This window comes from Faecalibacterium prausnitzii, from assembly GCF_019967995.1.
Classification (GTDB): Bacteria; Bacillota; Clostridia; order Oscillospirales; family Ruminococcaceae; genus Faecalibacterium; species Faecalibacterium prausnitzii_E.
Map to the genome: position 1 here is coordinate 2,309,799 of NZ_CP065377.1, position 15,576 is coordinate 2,325,374.

The 15,576-nt window shown below is 53.5% G+C and carries 13 protein-coding genes; 12 read left to right on the forward strand and 1 reads right to left on the reverse strand.

What is annotated here, in order from left to right; all coding sequences use genetic code 11:
* Nucleotides 1-55 precede the first annotated feature (55 nt).
* The 6 genes from I5P96_RS11290 to I5P96_RS11315 all read left to right on the forward strand — a co-directional run bounded on the left by I5P96_RS11290 (nucleotide 56) and on the right by I5P96_RS11315 (nucleotide 5,097).
* On the forward strand, nucleotides 56-2,098 hold the full coding sequence (locus I5P96_RS11290) for a DNA topoisomerase 3 (RefSeq protein ID WP_411703520.1): 2,043 nt from the start codon (nucleotides 56-58) through the stop codon (nucleotides 2,096-2,098).
* Nucleotides 2,098-2,985, forward strand: a complete 888-nt coding sequence (locus I5P96_RS11295; RefSeq protein WP_223382166.1) for an LPD16 domain-containing protein — start codon at nucleotides 2,098-2,100, stop codon at nucleotides 2,983-2,985. The genes I5P96_RS11290 and I5P96_RS11295 overlap by 1 nt, the downstream gene beginning before the upstream one ends.
* 8 nt (nucleotides 2,986-2,993) lie before the next feature.
* The gene (locus tag I5P96_RS11300; RefSeq protein ID WP_317850517.1) at nucleotides 2,994-3,509 is read left to right on the forward strand and encodes a YodL domain-containing protein; all 516 of its coding nucleotides are present in this window, start codon (nucleotides 2,994-2,996) and stop codon (nucleotides 3,507-3,509) included.
* Nucleotides 3,499-3,702, forward strand: coding sequence for a transposon-transfer assisting family protein (locus I5P96_RS11305; RefSeq protein ID WP_223382171.1), 204 nt, complete (start codon nucleotides 3,499-3,501; stop codon nucleotides 3,700-3,702). Before I5P96_RS11300 ends, I5P96_RS11305 begins: the two co-directional genes overlap by 11 nt.
* 171 nt (nucleotides 3,703-3,873) lie before the next feature.
* Nucleotides 3,874-4,713 (forward strand): PepSY domain-containing protein, encoded by an 840-nt coding sequence (locus I5P96_RS11310; protein ID WP_223382173.1) that lies wholly within the window; start codon nucleotides 3,874-3,876, stop codon nucleotides 4,711-4,713.
* Nucleotides 4,714-4,731: 18 nt separating this feature from the next.
* Nucleotides 4,732-5,097, forward strand: coding sequence for a hypothetical protein (locus I5P96_RS11315; protein ID WP_223382175.1), 366 nt, complete (start codon nucleotides 4,732-4,734; stop codon nucleotides 5,095-5,097).
* A 107-nt stretch (nucleotides 5,098-5,204) separates the two neighbouring features.
* Here the strand turns inward: I5P96_RS11315 and I5P96_RS11320 are convergent, their stop codons facing one another.
* Nucleotides 5,205-6,062, reverse strand: coding sequence for a hypothetical protein (locus I5P96_RS11320; protein ID WP_223382177.1), 858 nt, complete (start codon nucleotides 6,060-6,062; stop codon nucleotides 5,205-5,207).
* On the opposite strand from I5P96_RS11320, the gene I5P96_RS11325 reads away from it, so the two are divergent.
* From I5P96_RS11325 to I5P96_RS11350, 6 genes are all read left to right on the forward strand, one after another.
* Nucleotides 6,061-6,417 carry a TnpV protein gene (locus I5P96_RS11325; protein ID WP_223382179.1) on the forward strand — a complete coding sequence of 119 codons (357 nt, stop codon included), beginning with the start codon at nucleotides 6,061-6,063 and terminating at the stop codon, nucleotides 6,415-6,417. The genes I5P96_RS11320 and I5P96_RS11325 overlap by 2 nt on opposite strands.
* A gap of 161 nt (nucleotides 6,418-6,578) precedes the next feature.
* Nucleotides 6,579-13,163: a DEAD/DEAH box helicase family protein gene (locus I5P96_RS11330; RefSeq protein ID WP_411703521.1), complete on the forward strand. Its 6,585-nt coding sequence runs from the start codon at nucleotides 6,579-6,581 to the stop codon at nucleotides 13,161-13,163.
* On the forward strand, nucleotides 13,160-13,492 hold the full coding sequence (locus I5P96_RS11335; RefSeq protein ID WP_117930529.1) for a plasmid mobilization protein: 333 nt from the start codon (nucleotides 13,160-13,162) through the stop codon (nucleotides 13,490-13,492). The genes I5P96_RS11330 and I5P96_RS11335 overlap by 4 nt, the downstream gene beginning before the upstream one ends.
* A 102-nt stretch (nucleotides 13,493-13,594) precedes the next feature.
* Nucleotides 13,595-13,870 (forward strand): hypothetical protein, encoded by a 276-nt coding sequence (locus tag I5P96_RS11340; protein ID WP_055191361.1) that lies wholly within the window; start codon nucleotides 13,595-13,597, stop codon nucleotides 13,868-13,870.
* A gap of 23 nt (nucleotides 13,871-13,893) precedes the next feature.
* Nucleotides 13,894-14,136: a hypothetical protein gene (locus I5P96_RS11345; protein WP_147350029.1), complete on the forward strand. Its 243-nt coding sequence runs from the start codon at nucleotides 13,894-13,896 to the stop codon at nucleotides 14,134-14,136.
* Nucleotides 14,137-14,182: 46 nt separating this feature from the next.
* Entirely contained in the window at nucleotides 14,183-15,565 is a 1,383-nt protein-coding gene (locus tag I5P96_RS11350) for a relaxase/mobilization nuclease domain-containing protein (RefSeq protein ID WP_117930530.1), read from the forward strand.
* Nucleotides 15,566-15,576: the final 11 nt, after the last annotated feature.

Here is a 15,576-nt window from a genome sequence, read left to right on the forward strand (position 1 = left end):
GAATGGAGGGATTCTTATCGCAAAATTGATCGTGGCGGAAAAACCGTCCGTTGCCATGTCCTACGCCAAAGTCCTCGGTGCCACCAGCCGTCAGGATGGCTACCTTGAGGGCAACGGCTGTCTCGTCAGCTGGTGCGTGGGTCATCTGGTAGAGCTGGCACCGCCCAATGTCTACGATGCCAAATACGTCAAGTGGAGCATCGCAGATTTGCCTATATTACCGCAAAAGTGGCAGTATCTGGTGTCTGCCAGCACCAAAAAGCAGTTTGGCATTCTGCAAAAACTGATGCACCGCCCGGATGTGGACAGCGTGATCTGTGCTACGGACGCAGGGCGCGAGGGAGAACTGATCTTCCGCTTGGTGTATCGGCAAGCAGGCTGCAAAAAGCCCTTTTCCCGCCTGTGGCTGTCCAGCATGGAGGAAAACGCCATCCGGGAAGGCTTTGCAAGTCTGAAACCGTCAACTGAATATGATGCACTGTATCAGGCTGCACTCTGCCGGGAACGCGCCGACTGGATGGTCGGCATCAATGCGTCCCGGCTTTTTTCGTGCCTGTACGGACAACCGCTGGCGGTGGGGCGTGTTATGACCCCGGTGCTTGCCATGACGGTGGTGCGGGAAGCCGCCATTGTCGCCTTTGTGCCGGAGAAATTCTACACGGTAGATTTGGAACTGACCAGCGGCTGCACGGCATCCAGCCGCCGCATTCCTGAAAAATCCGTTGCTGAAAACCTGTTGAAAGCCTGCCGAAAGGAGATGGTAGCAACGATCCAGCGCATCACCCGCAAGGAAAAGTTCGAGAATCCACCGCCGCTGTACGATTTGACCACCCTTCAGCGAGACGCCAACCGCTTGCTGGGGTACAGCGCACAGCAGACGCTGGACTATGTGCAGAGCCTGTATGAGAAGAAACTTACCACTTATCCTAGAACTGATAGCTGCTATATCACCGACGATGACGAGGAAATGCTGGAGGAACTGACCGAGGAACTGGAAGGTTTTCTCGACATTACCCCGGAAGATGTGGACGAGGCGGTGCCCCGGACACGGCGCACCGTCAACCGGGAAAAAGTCACCGACCACCACGCCATCTTGCCCACCCGCAGTATGCTGCAAGCCGATTTGGAAGCACTGCCCAAGGGCGAGCAGAACGTCCTGAAGCTCATCATCGCCCGGACGCTGATGGCGGTGAGCAAGCCCTTCCGGTATCTGGAAACCCTGCTGACCACCGAGTGCGCCGGGGAGGAATTTACCGCCAAAGGCAAGGAGATTCTGGAGGAAGGCTGGAAAGCAGTGGAGCGCAAGGTGCTGGCAGACATCCTGAACCGGAAGCAAGAACTCACCGCCCTGCCCAATGCAGCGGAAAACGAGTGCGGCATCCTCAACGCCGAACTGAAAGAGGGGCAGACCTCGCCGCCGAAGCATTTTACCGAGGACCTTCTACTTCATGCGATGGAAACCGCTAGTGCAGACAGTATGCCGGAGGGTGTGGAACGTCAGGGCATCGGCACCCCGGCAACCAGAGCCGCCACCATCGAGAAGCTGGTGCAGAAGGGCTTTCTGGAACGGAAGGGAAGCAAAAAGACCAAGGTGCTGCTGCCCACGGATAAGGGCAAAGCCCTTATCACCGTGATGCCCGAAGAAATCCAATCCCCGGAAATGACCGCCGATTGGGAAACAAAGCTGCTGCAAATCGAGCGTGGCGAAATGGAGCCGGGTGAATTTATGACCGAGATCAATACGATGATTACCGAACTGGTAAAGAACACGGAAATGAAAAAAGGAGTGAATGCGCTTATGAAAAACAAGATTATTGGTGTCTGCCCGAATTGCGGTGCAAATGTTGTAGAGCGTGAAAAAGGCTGGTTCTGTGAATCCAACCCTTGCCGTTTCGTGCTGTGGAAGGACAATGCGTTCTTTAAGCGTCTGGGCAAGCGTTTGGATGGCCGAATGGCGGACAAGCTGCTGCGGGATGGCCGTGTCCGGCTGAAGGACTGCAAGAGCGCCAAGGGCAAGACCTACAACGCCACCGTGCTGCTGTCCTGTGAAGCGGATGGCCGCAGCAAGTTTTCGCTGGAATTTGAGGGTGGGTGCTGATGGAGCAGATAAAAGAAGCGGTCTACCTTATCAACGATGAACGCTATCTGCATCTCCGGGAAAACAGTGCAGGGGTCGGCTTTGCCACTTATAACAAGGTAACTGGCGAGCCGCTGGAAAGTGGGCAGATTTCGGAAAAGAATCTGCCGCCAGATGGACAAAACACCATTCCTGCCGCCCGGAACTGGTATCTGTTTGAACTTTCGGACGATGACCGTAAGGCCATCCAACAGGAAAGCGTAAAGATCCTTGAAAACATCCCGCAGGCGGGCATTGGCAGGCGGCGCATCTGGGAGCCGGAAATGCTGCCGAAGGATATTCGTCTCATCAACAGCCACTATGATGACCTCTATCGCATTCCAGATGGCGGCGTGATTCAGGTGGATTACCCGGATGGGCGCAGTTTTACGGCACGGGTGGAACATCTGGATGATTACCACTTTGACATGGGCGGTTTGGGCAATGTGTTCCACATCTGCCAGTTTGCCGAGGTCATGGAACGGAATCATGCCGACTTCTACCCGGAGATTCAGACACAGGACGAGCAGACGGCGTGGGAACTGGGCGGCAAAGGCTACCTTGCAATCCAGTCCTGTGAGGATGGATGGGACTACACCCTCTACCACAGCGATTATTCTGTGATGGACGGTGGGCAGCTGGATGCCCCGGAACTGACCATTCAGGAAGCCCGTGAGCAGATTCTGGAAGCACACCACATGGAAAAGGGGCGGCGGCTGTTGCAGGACTACGATGCCGTCATGGATAAGGTTGCGGAAGCCGAGGAACTGGGTGCAGACCATCGCCCTTCCACACTGGAAAAGCTGGCAGAACTGGCAAGTGATGCGTCTGCGCCAAAATCCTCTGCACGTTCTGCACCGGAACTGTGAGGTGGATGATGCAGCAAAAATGGAACCAGAATTTTGACGGTGAACCCATGACAGACATCCCGCAGAAGTTTCTGAACGCAGGGTGCGATGTTTATATGGTGATGCAGCTGCGGCATGACGAAAAAATCCTCGATGAAAGATTTGCTTCCATGCGGGAACTGCATCGTCGGGGCAAAACGCCAGACCCGGAGCATTACGAGGTCACCTACTATGCTGATCTGCCCGCCATGTGGCAGGATGTGCCGAACAACGAGGTTTTGGAAGAACTATTTCAGATGTTCAACCTCTCCCGTCCGCAGGATTTTGAGGGGCACAGCCTGTCGGTCAGCGATGTGATCGCACTTAAACGCAATGGCGAGGTGTCTGTGCATTATGTGGACAGCATCGGCTTCAAAGATTTACAGGGGTTTCTGGACAAGCAGCCGGAGCGCCCTTCTGTTTTGCAAACTCTCAAGGAGAAGTGCGATGCCCCGGAGTGCAATCCCACCTTCTGTCGGAAAGTGAGGGATGCCCATGAACTTTGACCATGAAGAACTCATGCTGATGATGCTTTACAACACCGGCACCCGACTGGGGCTTATCCACGAACTGCGGCTCATGCAGTGCTACCTGATGCCCGATGAGACCGCCCTGCGGGAGTTGTCGGAAGGTGTTATCGAGAAGCTGAAACTGCTGACCGATGCCGAGTTTGCCGAACTGAAATTTCCGCTCGACTGAATTTTGCCGCCTGCGGGCGGCGTACATAGGCTCTTTTACAATGGGATTCGGTGTGGTATACTGAACTCGACAAATCGTATATACCCTGTACACAAAAATTTCACTTGTGATCTGGCAGGATATCGGCTACACTTTACACATTCCAATCTGATAGGAAGGATAAGAAAGAATATGAGAAAGAAATGGATTTTTATCGGAGCGGCATTTGCACTTGCAATGACCCTAACCGGATGCAGAGATAATGCGGCAGCCAGTATTCCGCAGCAAAGCAGCCAGGAGCAGACACAGATGATCCCTATGGAGGAGGCACAGGAAGCGGCGTTAAAAGCAGCGGATATTGTAGCGGCAGATGCAGACATTTCAGCCACGACCTTAAGTGAGGTGGCGGGAGTGGCCTGCTATAAGGTGGAATTTACTTCCGGAGAGTATGCCTACGCCTACACGATCAATGCAGAGACAGGAGCTGTCATGGAAATGAGCAGCCAAGAACAGAATGCGCAGACTTCCGGGACACAGACGGAGACGGCAGACCCCGCTGCCCCTGCTCCGGCACAGAATGCAACAGGTACCGGAACCGTGGATGAAGCAGCAGCACAGAAGATCGCACTGGAGCATGCCGGAGTGAAGGCAGCGGATGCAACGATCACCAAGTCAAAGCTTGACTATGAAGACGGACGTCAGGTATATGACATTGAATGGTATGCAGGCGGTGCAAAGTATGACTATGAGATTGCGACAGACACCGGAGAGATCATCAGCTCCGCATATGAAGAAAAAACGATGGGAGCAGACAGCAAGAACGTTACGGTCAGTGAGGCAGATGCAAAGAAAACAGCCCTTGACCGTGTAAGCGGAGCAACGGACAAGGATCTCTACGAATGGAAGCTTGATTATGATGACGGACGTCCGGAATACGAAGGAAAGATCATCTACGGTGGAACGGAATACGAATTCACGATTGATGCAGCGACCGGATCCGTAATGGAGTGGGATGCTGAGAAGGTCCGTTAAGACAGACAGGAGAAGTAGTTGTGTACAAAGATTATCAATGACCAGTTAACAGATTTATTTTATAACTTTATCGAGATGGAAGACCGTATTGCGGCCAAGGACCGGTATGCAGACTTAAACAGCTCGGATATGCGGTTTTTGTCCGCCGTAGGAAAAGGTGTTTTAGGGGATGATTGCCTTATTGATTGTTCCCAAATTCCTATGATTTATTGTAATTATGATACACAAGATGTTGTAGATATAACACTTGATGATTTACAGGTGGGGGACGAAATCATTTTGGCTATTCGGGGTTCGGAAATAGAAAATCTTCAAAAGGAAGATGACAATAAAGCAAAAATAACAGTTGAACAATTACAATTAGGTACACAGAGAATTAAATAATTCCCAGTTTGTCGATGATTGTCAACTGAGATAATGTCATAGGGCATTGTTCCGAAATTTTTTCATAACCCGCAAAAAGTGGGCTTGATAGAATACTTCCATTCATGCTATAAACTACCATAGATTCCATAAGCGAGTGACCTGAAAAGGCCGCTCGCTTTTTTGTTTACAACGAGATTGAAGGGAGGAACGCTATGCCAAGCAAAACCGAAGAATATCTCGCCCTTGCCCAGCGCACAGCCAACGGCTTGACCCGGTACTGGGAAAGCTGGACGGACTATCTGACCACCGCATCCCGGCTGTACAAGTACCCCTTTGCCGACCAGCTCATGATCTACGCCCAGCGCCCGGATGCCACCGCCTGTGCCGACTTTGACATCTGGAACAACCGGATGAACCGCTATGTGCGCCGGGGTTCCAAGGGCATCGCTCTGCTGGACGAATCCAGCGGATTTCCCCGGCTGCACTACGTCTTTGACGTAAGCGACACCGGGGTTCGGCGCAATTCCCGTGACCCGGAGGTGTGGCAGCTCAACGATGACCTGTTCCAGCCGGTATCGGAAATGCTGGCGCAGGAATACGGCATTCACCATGAACGGCTCAGCCAGCAGATTGCGGACATTGCCGGAAAGCTGGCAGAATCCTACTGGGACAACAACAGCACAGACATCCTCGCCATCGTTGACGGTTCGTTCCTGATGGATTATGATGATGCCGGACAGGAACTCCAGTTCAAGAGTGCCGCCGCAATCAGCATCATGTACACCATTTTGGAACGGTGCGGTTTTGAACCAGAGGGTTATTTTGACCGGGACGATTTTCAGGCAATTTACGATTTTTCGACCCCGGATGCTGTCTATGCACTGGGTACGGCGGTCAGCGATTGCAGCCGTGATGTGCTGCGGAATATCGAGCGTACCGTCAAAACCACCATCCGTCGCCGCAATGTAGAAAGGAGCCAGCATGAATATGAAGAACAGGAACGTGACCTACTCGACCATCGGGGATTACCAGCTCCCGAACCTGACCCTCAGCCAGCCGAAGATCCCGTTGGGCAAGTACGGCAGGATGCGCCGGAACTATCTGAAGCAGCATCACCCGGTGCTGTACAACTCGATGCTCCTGAACGGAACGCTGTACCCGCATCTGATGGAGCTGGAGCAGACGGCAGAGAGCCGGATGCAGCAGATGATGGCCGAACTGCTGAAGCAGAACCCGGCCCCGGACAAAGCGCAGAACCAACTGATGTGGGTGCAGCACATGAACAGTCTGAAAGCGCAGGCAGAGGAACTGGTGATGACGGAGCTGATCTACAGCTAAGTTTTCTGGATGCGAACATCCCTACGGAAGCCCAGCAAATCGAGAAGATCGACCAAGCGGAGAGCGAAAAAACGCCCTCCGCTTTTGTTTTGTCGCAGGCTGAAATTGAGAACGAGCTGCGGCGGCATGGATCAGGGTTTGCAGGCGGCAAACAGCGCATTATGGCGCTGTACCAGACCCAGCCTGACCGCAAACTCCGTGCCAAAGCACTGGCAAAGGAGTACGGCATCGGTGGGCACTCCCACGATTATCTGGATGGCAGCAGCGGCTTTGTGAACCATGATGGAAAGGGTCTGGAATTTGACCGTTATCCCGACCATCAGAAAATCACCCTGAAATGGGCACAGGTGGAAAAGTATATCGACCTGATGATCCAGTCCGACCGTTACCTGACGGACAAGGAAAAGGAGCATTATTCGCCGCCTGCGCCGGTCAGCGCAAAGCCGGATGGTGCCCTGACCCATGCCAAAAACCTGATCCGGGAGTTTTGTCAGGAGGAGTACGACTCCGAGCCGGACTTTTCCGACCTGTCCAAGATCGGCATTGCCTACACCCACGCCACCGATGAGGATATTCCCATTCAAGTTAATGTGGATTTGGTGGGATACCGGGTGGAACGGTATCTGGGCGAGGTGCTGATCGACGAACGGCAGTACGAAAGTCTGGAGGAGCTGACCGAAACCGAGCTGGAGGCTCTGGATTTCTCGGAATTGGTCAGTGTCACGGATGAAGAACTGGAACACTACCACAGTAAGGTGGAGGAACGCCCGGCACTGCTGCCGCTGGATGCTGCCACCGAGTACAACGCCCTGAAGGAGCAGCACCCGGATGCGCTGGTAGGCTTTGAGCAGAATGGGCAGTTTGAGTTTTACGGCGAGGATGCCCGGAAGGTCTGCGAACTTGTAGGTGGAAAGTTGCTGGAAAAGGAAACGGAATTGGGTACCGTCCCTGTCACCGGCTTCCCTAGCGACCAGTGGGCGCACCGTGCCAAACAACTGTGGCAGTACGGCGAGAATGTTTATCTTGCTGGGCTGAACGAGGACGGCACCCACCACCAGACCAAGTATCTGCGCCGGGAAGATTATCTGCCGCTGGGAGCCACCGTCCACATGGAAGGACGCGCTTTCCGGGTGGATAACGTCAACTTCGATAAGGGCAGTGTGTCCCTGCAGGATGTAGCACTGGCAGAGATGCGGATGCCAATTTTCCGGGAGGAACCGCTGGCTCTTGTCCGGGAGTTGTACGAGCAGGAACAGGATGTGATGGAACACCCCCTGCCCGATTATAAGGTCGGTGACAATGTTATCGTTGACCTTCCTACCCGAACCATTGAAGGGAAAATTGGCTATGTTGGCGAAACCGATGTGCGCATCGACACCAGTGCGCACGGGCAGTCTTGGGACAATGAGGTTATTAACAAGCAGCAGTTTGAGCAGGGGCTGCGACAGAGTGCGACTGCTCAGCGTGTGGATAAAATGCTGGCGCAGGCAGAAGCCATCGCCAAGGAATCCGAAGTGCCTGAATACGAACGTTTCTCTGTCCGAAAAGTCGTTGACGGTAAAATGCCGCTTTTTGCTATCTGGGATGATCTTTATGATGACTACTATGAAACCAATCACGCCGTTCCACAGTTTTCTGACGAGAAGCAGGCAGAATCTTATCTGGAAAATCTGAAAAAAGAAGTTGCAGACAGAGAAGCCGCCGAGTGGCTCAAAGTCGAACACGCAAAATTTTTAGCAGACAAGGACGAGCCGGAGCCGTCTGACGAAGAACTGGATGAACTGCCGATCTCAACGGTCATTGACGGCGAAGTGCAGACTTTCCCGGATGCCGCAGCTTTGGATAAAGCCGTCAACGCAGAACCTGAGTCTGAACCTGTCGGAAATTTCCACATCACGGACGACCATCTGGGCGAGGGCGGCGCAAAGCAGAAATATGCCCGGAACATTGAAGCCATCCGCACCCTGTTCAAGCTGGAGGAGGAGCACCGTGGTGCCACCGCCGAGGAGCAGCAGGTGCTTTCCCGGTATGTGGGCTGGGGCGGCTTGTCGGATGCCTTTGACCCCGGCAAAGATAGTTGGGCGAAGGAATATGCGGAGCTGAAAGGGCTGCTCTCCGAGGATGAGTACGCTGCTGCCCGTTCCAGCACCCTGAACGCCCACTATACCAGCCCTACCGTCATCCGTAGTATCTACGATGCCGTGGAGCGCATGGGTTTCCACAGCGGTAACATTCTGGAACCTAGTATGGGCGTGGGCAACTTCTTTGGAATGCTGCCGGACACCATGGCAGACAGCCGGCTGTACGGCGTGGAACTGGATTCTATCACCGGGCGCATCGCCCAAAAGCTGTACCCGCAGGCTGACATTACTGTTGCCGGCTTTGAAACCACCGACCGCCGTGATTTCTACGATCTGGCGGTGGGCAACGTGCCTTTTGGTCAGTATAAGGTCAACGACAAAGCGTACAACAAGCTGGGATTTTCCATCCACAATTATTTCTTTGCGAAAGCCATCGACCAAGTGCGTCCGGGCGGTGTGGTGGCGTTCGTCACCAGCCGCTACACCATGGACAGCAAGGACAGCACCGCCCGCAAGCATATTGCGGAACGTGCCGATCTGCTGGGTGCAATCCGTCTGCCGAATAATGCGTTCCGTGCCAATGCTGGTACCGATGTTGTCAGCGACATTATCTTTTTGCAGAAGCGTGACCGCCCTGCGGATATTGAGCCGGACTGGGTGCAGCTTGGCAAGACTGAGGACGGCTTTGCCATCAACCAGTATTTCGTAGACCACCCGGAGATGGTTCTGGGTGAATTGACCACCGAAAGCACCCAGTACGGACGGGAGGAACTGACCGTTGCACCCCTTGAGGGCACCAGCCTTGCCGACCAGCTTGCAGAAGCGGTACAGCATATTGAGGGGCAATACGCCGAAGTTGAGGTGGAAACACCAGATATTGCGGATGCCGAAAATGAGAAGCACATTCTCCCGGCTGACCCGGAGGTCAAAAACTTCTCCTATACCGTAGTGGACGGCGAAGTTTTCTACCGGGAAAATTCCGTGATGACGCAGGTAGAACTGTCCGACACCGCCAAGGGGCGTGTCACCGGCATGGTGGAACTGCGCCAGATCGTCAACGACCTGATCGACCAGCAGTTGAACGACTACCCGGACGAGGACATCAAGGCAACGCAGGAGCGTTTGAACGCCGCCTACGATGCCTTTACCGCCAAATATGGCTTGCTGAACGACCGCAGAAATGGGCGGCTGTTTGAGCAGGATTCCTCCTACTATCTGCTTTGTTCGCTGGAAAATCTGGACGAGCAGGGGCAGCTTAAATCCAAGGCGGCGATGTTCACGAAACGGACGATTCGCCCGGAGCGCACCGTCACCAGCGTGGACACCCCCAGCGAAGCGTTGGCGGTATCTATTGGTGAGCATGGCAAAGTGGATTTGCCCTATATGGCAGAACTGCTGGGCACACCCGGTGACTATGGGCGCATTACCACTGAATTGTCTGGTGTGATTTTCAAGGACCCTGCCGCCGACCCCACCGACCCGGAAGCGGGCTGGCAGATGGCAGATGAGTACCTGTCCGGCGATGTCCGGGCAAAGCTGCGGATGGCGCAGTTTGCGGCAGAGACCAACCCGGAATTTGCCGTCAATGTCACCGCATTGGAAAAGGCGCAGCCCAGAGAACTGGAAGCCTCTGAAATTGATGTGCGCTTGGGTGCAACGTGGCTGGACCCGGACATTATCCAGAAGTTTATGACCGAGACGTTCCAGATTCCCTACTATCTGCGGCGAGCCGTGAACGTGCGGTATTCGCCCTACACTGCCGAATGGCGTGTGGAGGGTAAAACAGCAACCGGGCGGAGTGACATTATTTCCTCCGAGACCTACGGCACCAGCAGAGCCAACGCCTATAAGATTCTGGAAGAAACCCTGAACCTGAAAGATGTCCGCATCTACGACACCATCGAGGATGCCGAGGGCAAGCCCAAGCGTGTGCTGAACAAGCGGGAGACCATGCTGGCGCAGCAGAAACAGCAGGTCATCAAGGACGCTTTCGCCAACTGGGTCTGGCAGGACCCCCAGCGGCGCATTGCGCTGGTCCGGCAGTACAATGAGCTATTCAATAGTACCCGCCCTCGTGAATACGATGGCAGCCATATTCATTTTGTGGGTATGAACCCGGAAATCAGCTTGAGAGAACACCAGCGTAATGCAATAGCACACGTTTTGTACGGTGGCAATACTTTGTTGGCACACGAAGTGGGTGCCGGCAAGACTTTTGAAATGGCTGCATCGGCAATGGAGGCGAAAAGGCTGGGCTTATGTCAAAAATCACTTTTTGTCGTGCCCAACCATCTGACAGAGCAGTGGGCAAGCGAGTTTCTGAACCTTTATCCCAATGCGAAACTGCTGGTGGCACGGCGCAAGGATTTTGAGACTGCCAACCGCAAAAAATTCTGCGCCCGTATCGCCACTGGCGACTACGATGCCGTCATCATCGGCCATTCGCAGTTTGAGCGCATCCCGCTGTCCTTTGAGCGGCAGGAACGTATCATTCAGGAGCAAATTTATGAAACGCTTGCCGCCATCAATGAGCTGAAAGTCCACGCAGGCGAGAATTTCTCCATCAAGCAGATGGAAAAGACCCGGAAAACGCTGGAAACCAAGCTGGAAAAACTGCGCTCCGATGAGCGAAAGGACGATGTGATCACCTTTGAGCAACTGGGCGTTGACAGGCTCTTTGTGGACGAAAGCCATTTTTACAAGAACCTCTTTTTGACCACAAAAATGCGAAATGTCGCTGGATTATCCACCAGCGAAGCGCAAAAATCCAGCGATATGTTCGGCAAGTGCCGCTATCTGGACGAGATTACCGGCGGGCGGGGCGTGGTGTTCGCTACCGGCACCCCCGTGAGCAATTCCATGACCGAGTTGTACACGGTCATGCGGTATCTGCAATACAGCACCCTCCAGCAGAAAAAGCTGACCCACTTCGACTGCTGGGCATCCACCTTTGGTGAGACCACCACCGCCATCGAATTAGCCCCCGAAGGTACAGGGTATCGGGCAAGGACGAGATTTGCCAAGTTCTTTAACCTGCCGGAGCTGATGTCCATGTTCAAGGAGGTTGCGGACATCAAAACTTCCGACCAGCTTCACCTGCCTGTGCCGGAAGCAAAGTTTGAGACCGTGGTGGCAAAGCCGTCCGAAATTCAAAAGGAAATGGTGCAGGAACTGAGCAAACGTGCTGCAGAAATCCACTCCGGTGCAGTGGATGCCTCCGTGGACAATATGCTCTGCGTCACAAACGACGGCAGAAAAATCGGCTTGGACGTTCGCTTGATGAACCCCATGCTGCCGGACGACCCCAACAGTAAGTTGAACGTCTGTGTGCAGAACGTGCTGAAAATCTGGGAAGATGGCAAAGACCAGAAGCTGACACAGCTTTTGTTCTGCGACCTCTCCACTCCGAAAAACGACGGCAACTTTAACGTGTACGATGATATTCGCAAAAAGCTGGTCGCTGCCGGTGTGCCGGAAAACGAGATCGAGTTTATCCACAACGCCGACACCGAAGCCAAAAAGGCTGCATTATTCTCCAAAGTACGCTCCGGCGATGTGCGCGTCCTGCTGGGCAGCACGGCAAAAATGGGCGCAGGAACCAATGTGCAGCAGCGTCTTGTGGCAGTGCATCATCTGGATGTCGGCTGGAAACCCAGTGATATGACCCAGCGCAATGGTCGCATCATCCGGCAGGGCAACATGAACAAGGAAGTCAAGGTGTTCAACTACGTCACCGAAGGCACATTTGATTCGTACCTCTTTCAGACCCTTGAGAATAAACAGCGGTTTATCAGCCAAATTATGACTTCCAAATCCCCGGTGCGCTCCTGCGATGATGTGGACGAACAGGCATTGTCGTATGCGGAGATCAAGGCGTTGTGTGCCGGAAATCCTCTTATCAAGGAGAAGATGGACTTGGACGTTCAGGTCGCCAAGCTGAAGGTGCTGAAAGCCGACCACCAGAGTCAGAAATTCCGCCTGCAAGACAAGCTGCTGACCAAATTCCCGGCTGACATTCGGGAAACGAACGCCTATATTGCTGGGGTGAAAGCGGACGCACAGCTTGCCGCCGCCCATCCGCAGGTGCAAGAGGGTTTCTGCGGCATGACCATCAAGGGCGTGACCTACGATGAGAAAAAGACCGCCGGTGAGCGTCTGGTGCTTGCTTGTTCTGAACTGCCAAACGCCGAAGAAAAAGTCATCGGCAGCTACCGGGGTTTTGAACTGTCCCTGCGTTTCGACACCTACCGCAGTGAGTATCAGGCTATTTTGAAGGGGCAGCGAAAGTACACGGTGCCCTTGGGCACCGACCCGCTGGGCAACATTATCCGTCTGGATAATTCGTTGAACAACTTCCCGGAGCGCATTAACTCTGCTGAGAATGAACTAGCCACTCTGCATCAACAGCAGGCAGCGGCGCAAATTGAGGTGGAAAAGCCCTTCCCACAGGAGGAAGAACTGGCCGAAAAGTCCGCACGGCTTGCAGAGCTGAACGCTCAGTTGGATGTGGACGAAAAGAGCCACGAGCCGGAACAGGACGAGGAAGAACAGGAGGATACCCCGCGCCGCCCCTCGGTGCTGGCAGCACTGGAAGAAAAATCGGACAAGCCGGAGCCGGTGAAGCCCTTCCGCAGTTATTACGACAAGGATGGTGATGCCCGGTGAGGGAAAAACGGGATGAAACCATCATCCTGCGCTTGAGCAAAACAGAAAAGAGCCGTATCTATGAAAAAATGCTCAGCATGGGCATCCGAAGCCTGAGTGCCTATATCCGCAAGATGGCACTGGACGGCTATTGCCTGCACCTTGACTTGAAAGACCTGCAACGCATGGCATATCTCTTGCAGATGTGCAGCAACAACCTGAATCAGTACGCCAAAGCCGCCAATGAAAATGGTCGGGTCTATGCCGCCGACATGGAGGACCTGCAGCAGCGGCTGGATGAACTGATTGAGATTGGTCGGCAGATCCTTTCCCGGCTGGCTGATCTCTAAATTTCTCCCCGCAGTTGGAGGGCTGCGGGGGTACATAGGCGGCAACACCATTGACAGGCTCATGCTCTATCCATATACTGAAAGCAGAAAGGCGGTGTCAATATGAAATTCGTAGCAAGAGTTCTCCTATTTCCTGTGGTTCTCCTGAGTGCATTTCTGGTACTGATGCTGAAATGGACGCTGAACCTGTCGGCGTTTGTGCTGGCACTGCCCATGCTGTATATTTTCGGCTGCGGTCTCTATACTCTCTATTGTCAGGAGTGGCTGCAGTTTTTGATCTTGCTGGTGGCAGAGTTTGGCTGCTTTGCGCTGATCTTCATGGGGGCTTTGATCGTGGACGCGGCGGAGCGTTTTAATGGCTGGGTTGCCGGATTGTGAGGGATTGGATGGACACAGATGCTATGACCGACTATTATTGGGAAAATCTGAAAGATATTCTGCAACGACAACTTGCAGACGATGATGAATATCATGCACTGATCCAGAAAAAGATTGCCGCAGAGATTGCGTTGAAAGCTCTTATCGGCGAAGAAGCATGGAGCCTCTATCTGGAATTGGATGCAATCAGCAACGAATTGGAAAGTGTTCGGCAGGAAGCCATGTATCTGGCAGGTGCTGCCGATCACGAGAAATTATCCAAATGATCTTGATGCCGCCGATGTGCGGCATTTTTTGTAGGAGGTGATGGCACTGGCAGCAACACGGTTGATTGCGCTGCACAAAAACAAAGGCATGACCGTTGCGGCCTGCCTGAAAAATCGCACGGACTATATCGAAAACCCAGACAAGACCGAGCAGGGACAGTATGTCAGCAGCTATGCCTGCAGCACCCTGACGGCAGATGAAGAGTTTATGCTTACCAAGCGGCAGTACGACCTTGTGAACGGACGCAGGCAGAAAAGCGATGTAATTGCTTATCAGATACGGCAGTCCTTCCGACCCGGTGAGATCAGCGCAGAGGAGGCTAACAAGGTGGGCTACGAACTGGCTATGCGCTTTACCAAGGGCAAGCACGCCTTTGTAGTGGCAACGCACACGGATCGGCAGCACATCCACAACCATGTGATCTTCAACTCCACAGCATTGAATGGCAGCAGGAAGTTCCGGGATTTTTTCTTTTCGGCGTTGGCAGTGCAGCGGTTGAGTGACCTGATTTGCTTAGAGCATCAGCTGTCCGTCATTGAAAAGAAGCCCTATCGGGAGCGTCAAAAGCGCATTGTCTACCCGCCGAAAGAGAGCAATCGTGACCGCCTGTGCGGAATCATCGACACCATCCTTGCAGAAAAGCCGGGAGATTACGAAACTTTTCTGCAAAAGCTGGCGCGGCAGGGATATGAAGTGAAACGTGGCAAGTACACGTCGGTGAAGGGCAAGGGGCAGAAACGTTTTATCCGGTTCCGTACACTGGGCACCGGCTATGGCGAGGATGAGATCAAGGCGGTGCTGGAGGGCAAGGTGAAACACCAACCGTACCAGAAGAAGCTGCCCAAAGAGCAGCCCTTCCAGTTGCTGGTGGATATTCAGGGGAAAATGGCAGAGGGCAAAAGTGTCGGCTACAAAAAGTGGGCAACCAAGTTCAACCTGAAAGAGATGTCCAAAACCCTGCTGTTCTTGCAGGAGCAGAAAATCGGTAGCGCAGAGGAACTGCGGGAACATGCGACGGCGGCAACGGAACGTTATCATGCTATGGGGGATTCCATCAAAGCGGCAGAAGCGAGGTTGACCGAAATCGCCGTGCTGAAAACTCACATCATCAACTATGCCAAGACCCGTGATGTGTACGCTGCTTATCGGAAAGCCGGGTACAGCAAAACCTTTCTGGAAGCCCACCGGGAGGAGATTACTCTGCACAAGGCGGCGAAAGCGGCGTTTGATGAATCCCATTTGAAAACGCTCCCAAAGGTCAAGGAGTTGGATGCGGAGTTTGCAGAACTACTGACCCAAAAGAAAGCAGCCTACCCGGACTACCGCAAGGCACGGAACGAGATGCAAGAACTGGTTCGGGCACAGAAAAACGTGGAGCGATTTTTTGCGGAAGAAAAAACAGTACAGGAGAACGAGCAAGTTCGATAAGAAAAGATTGC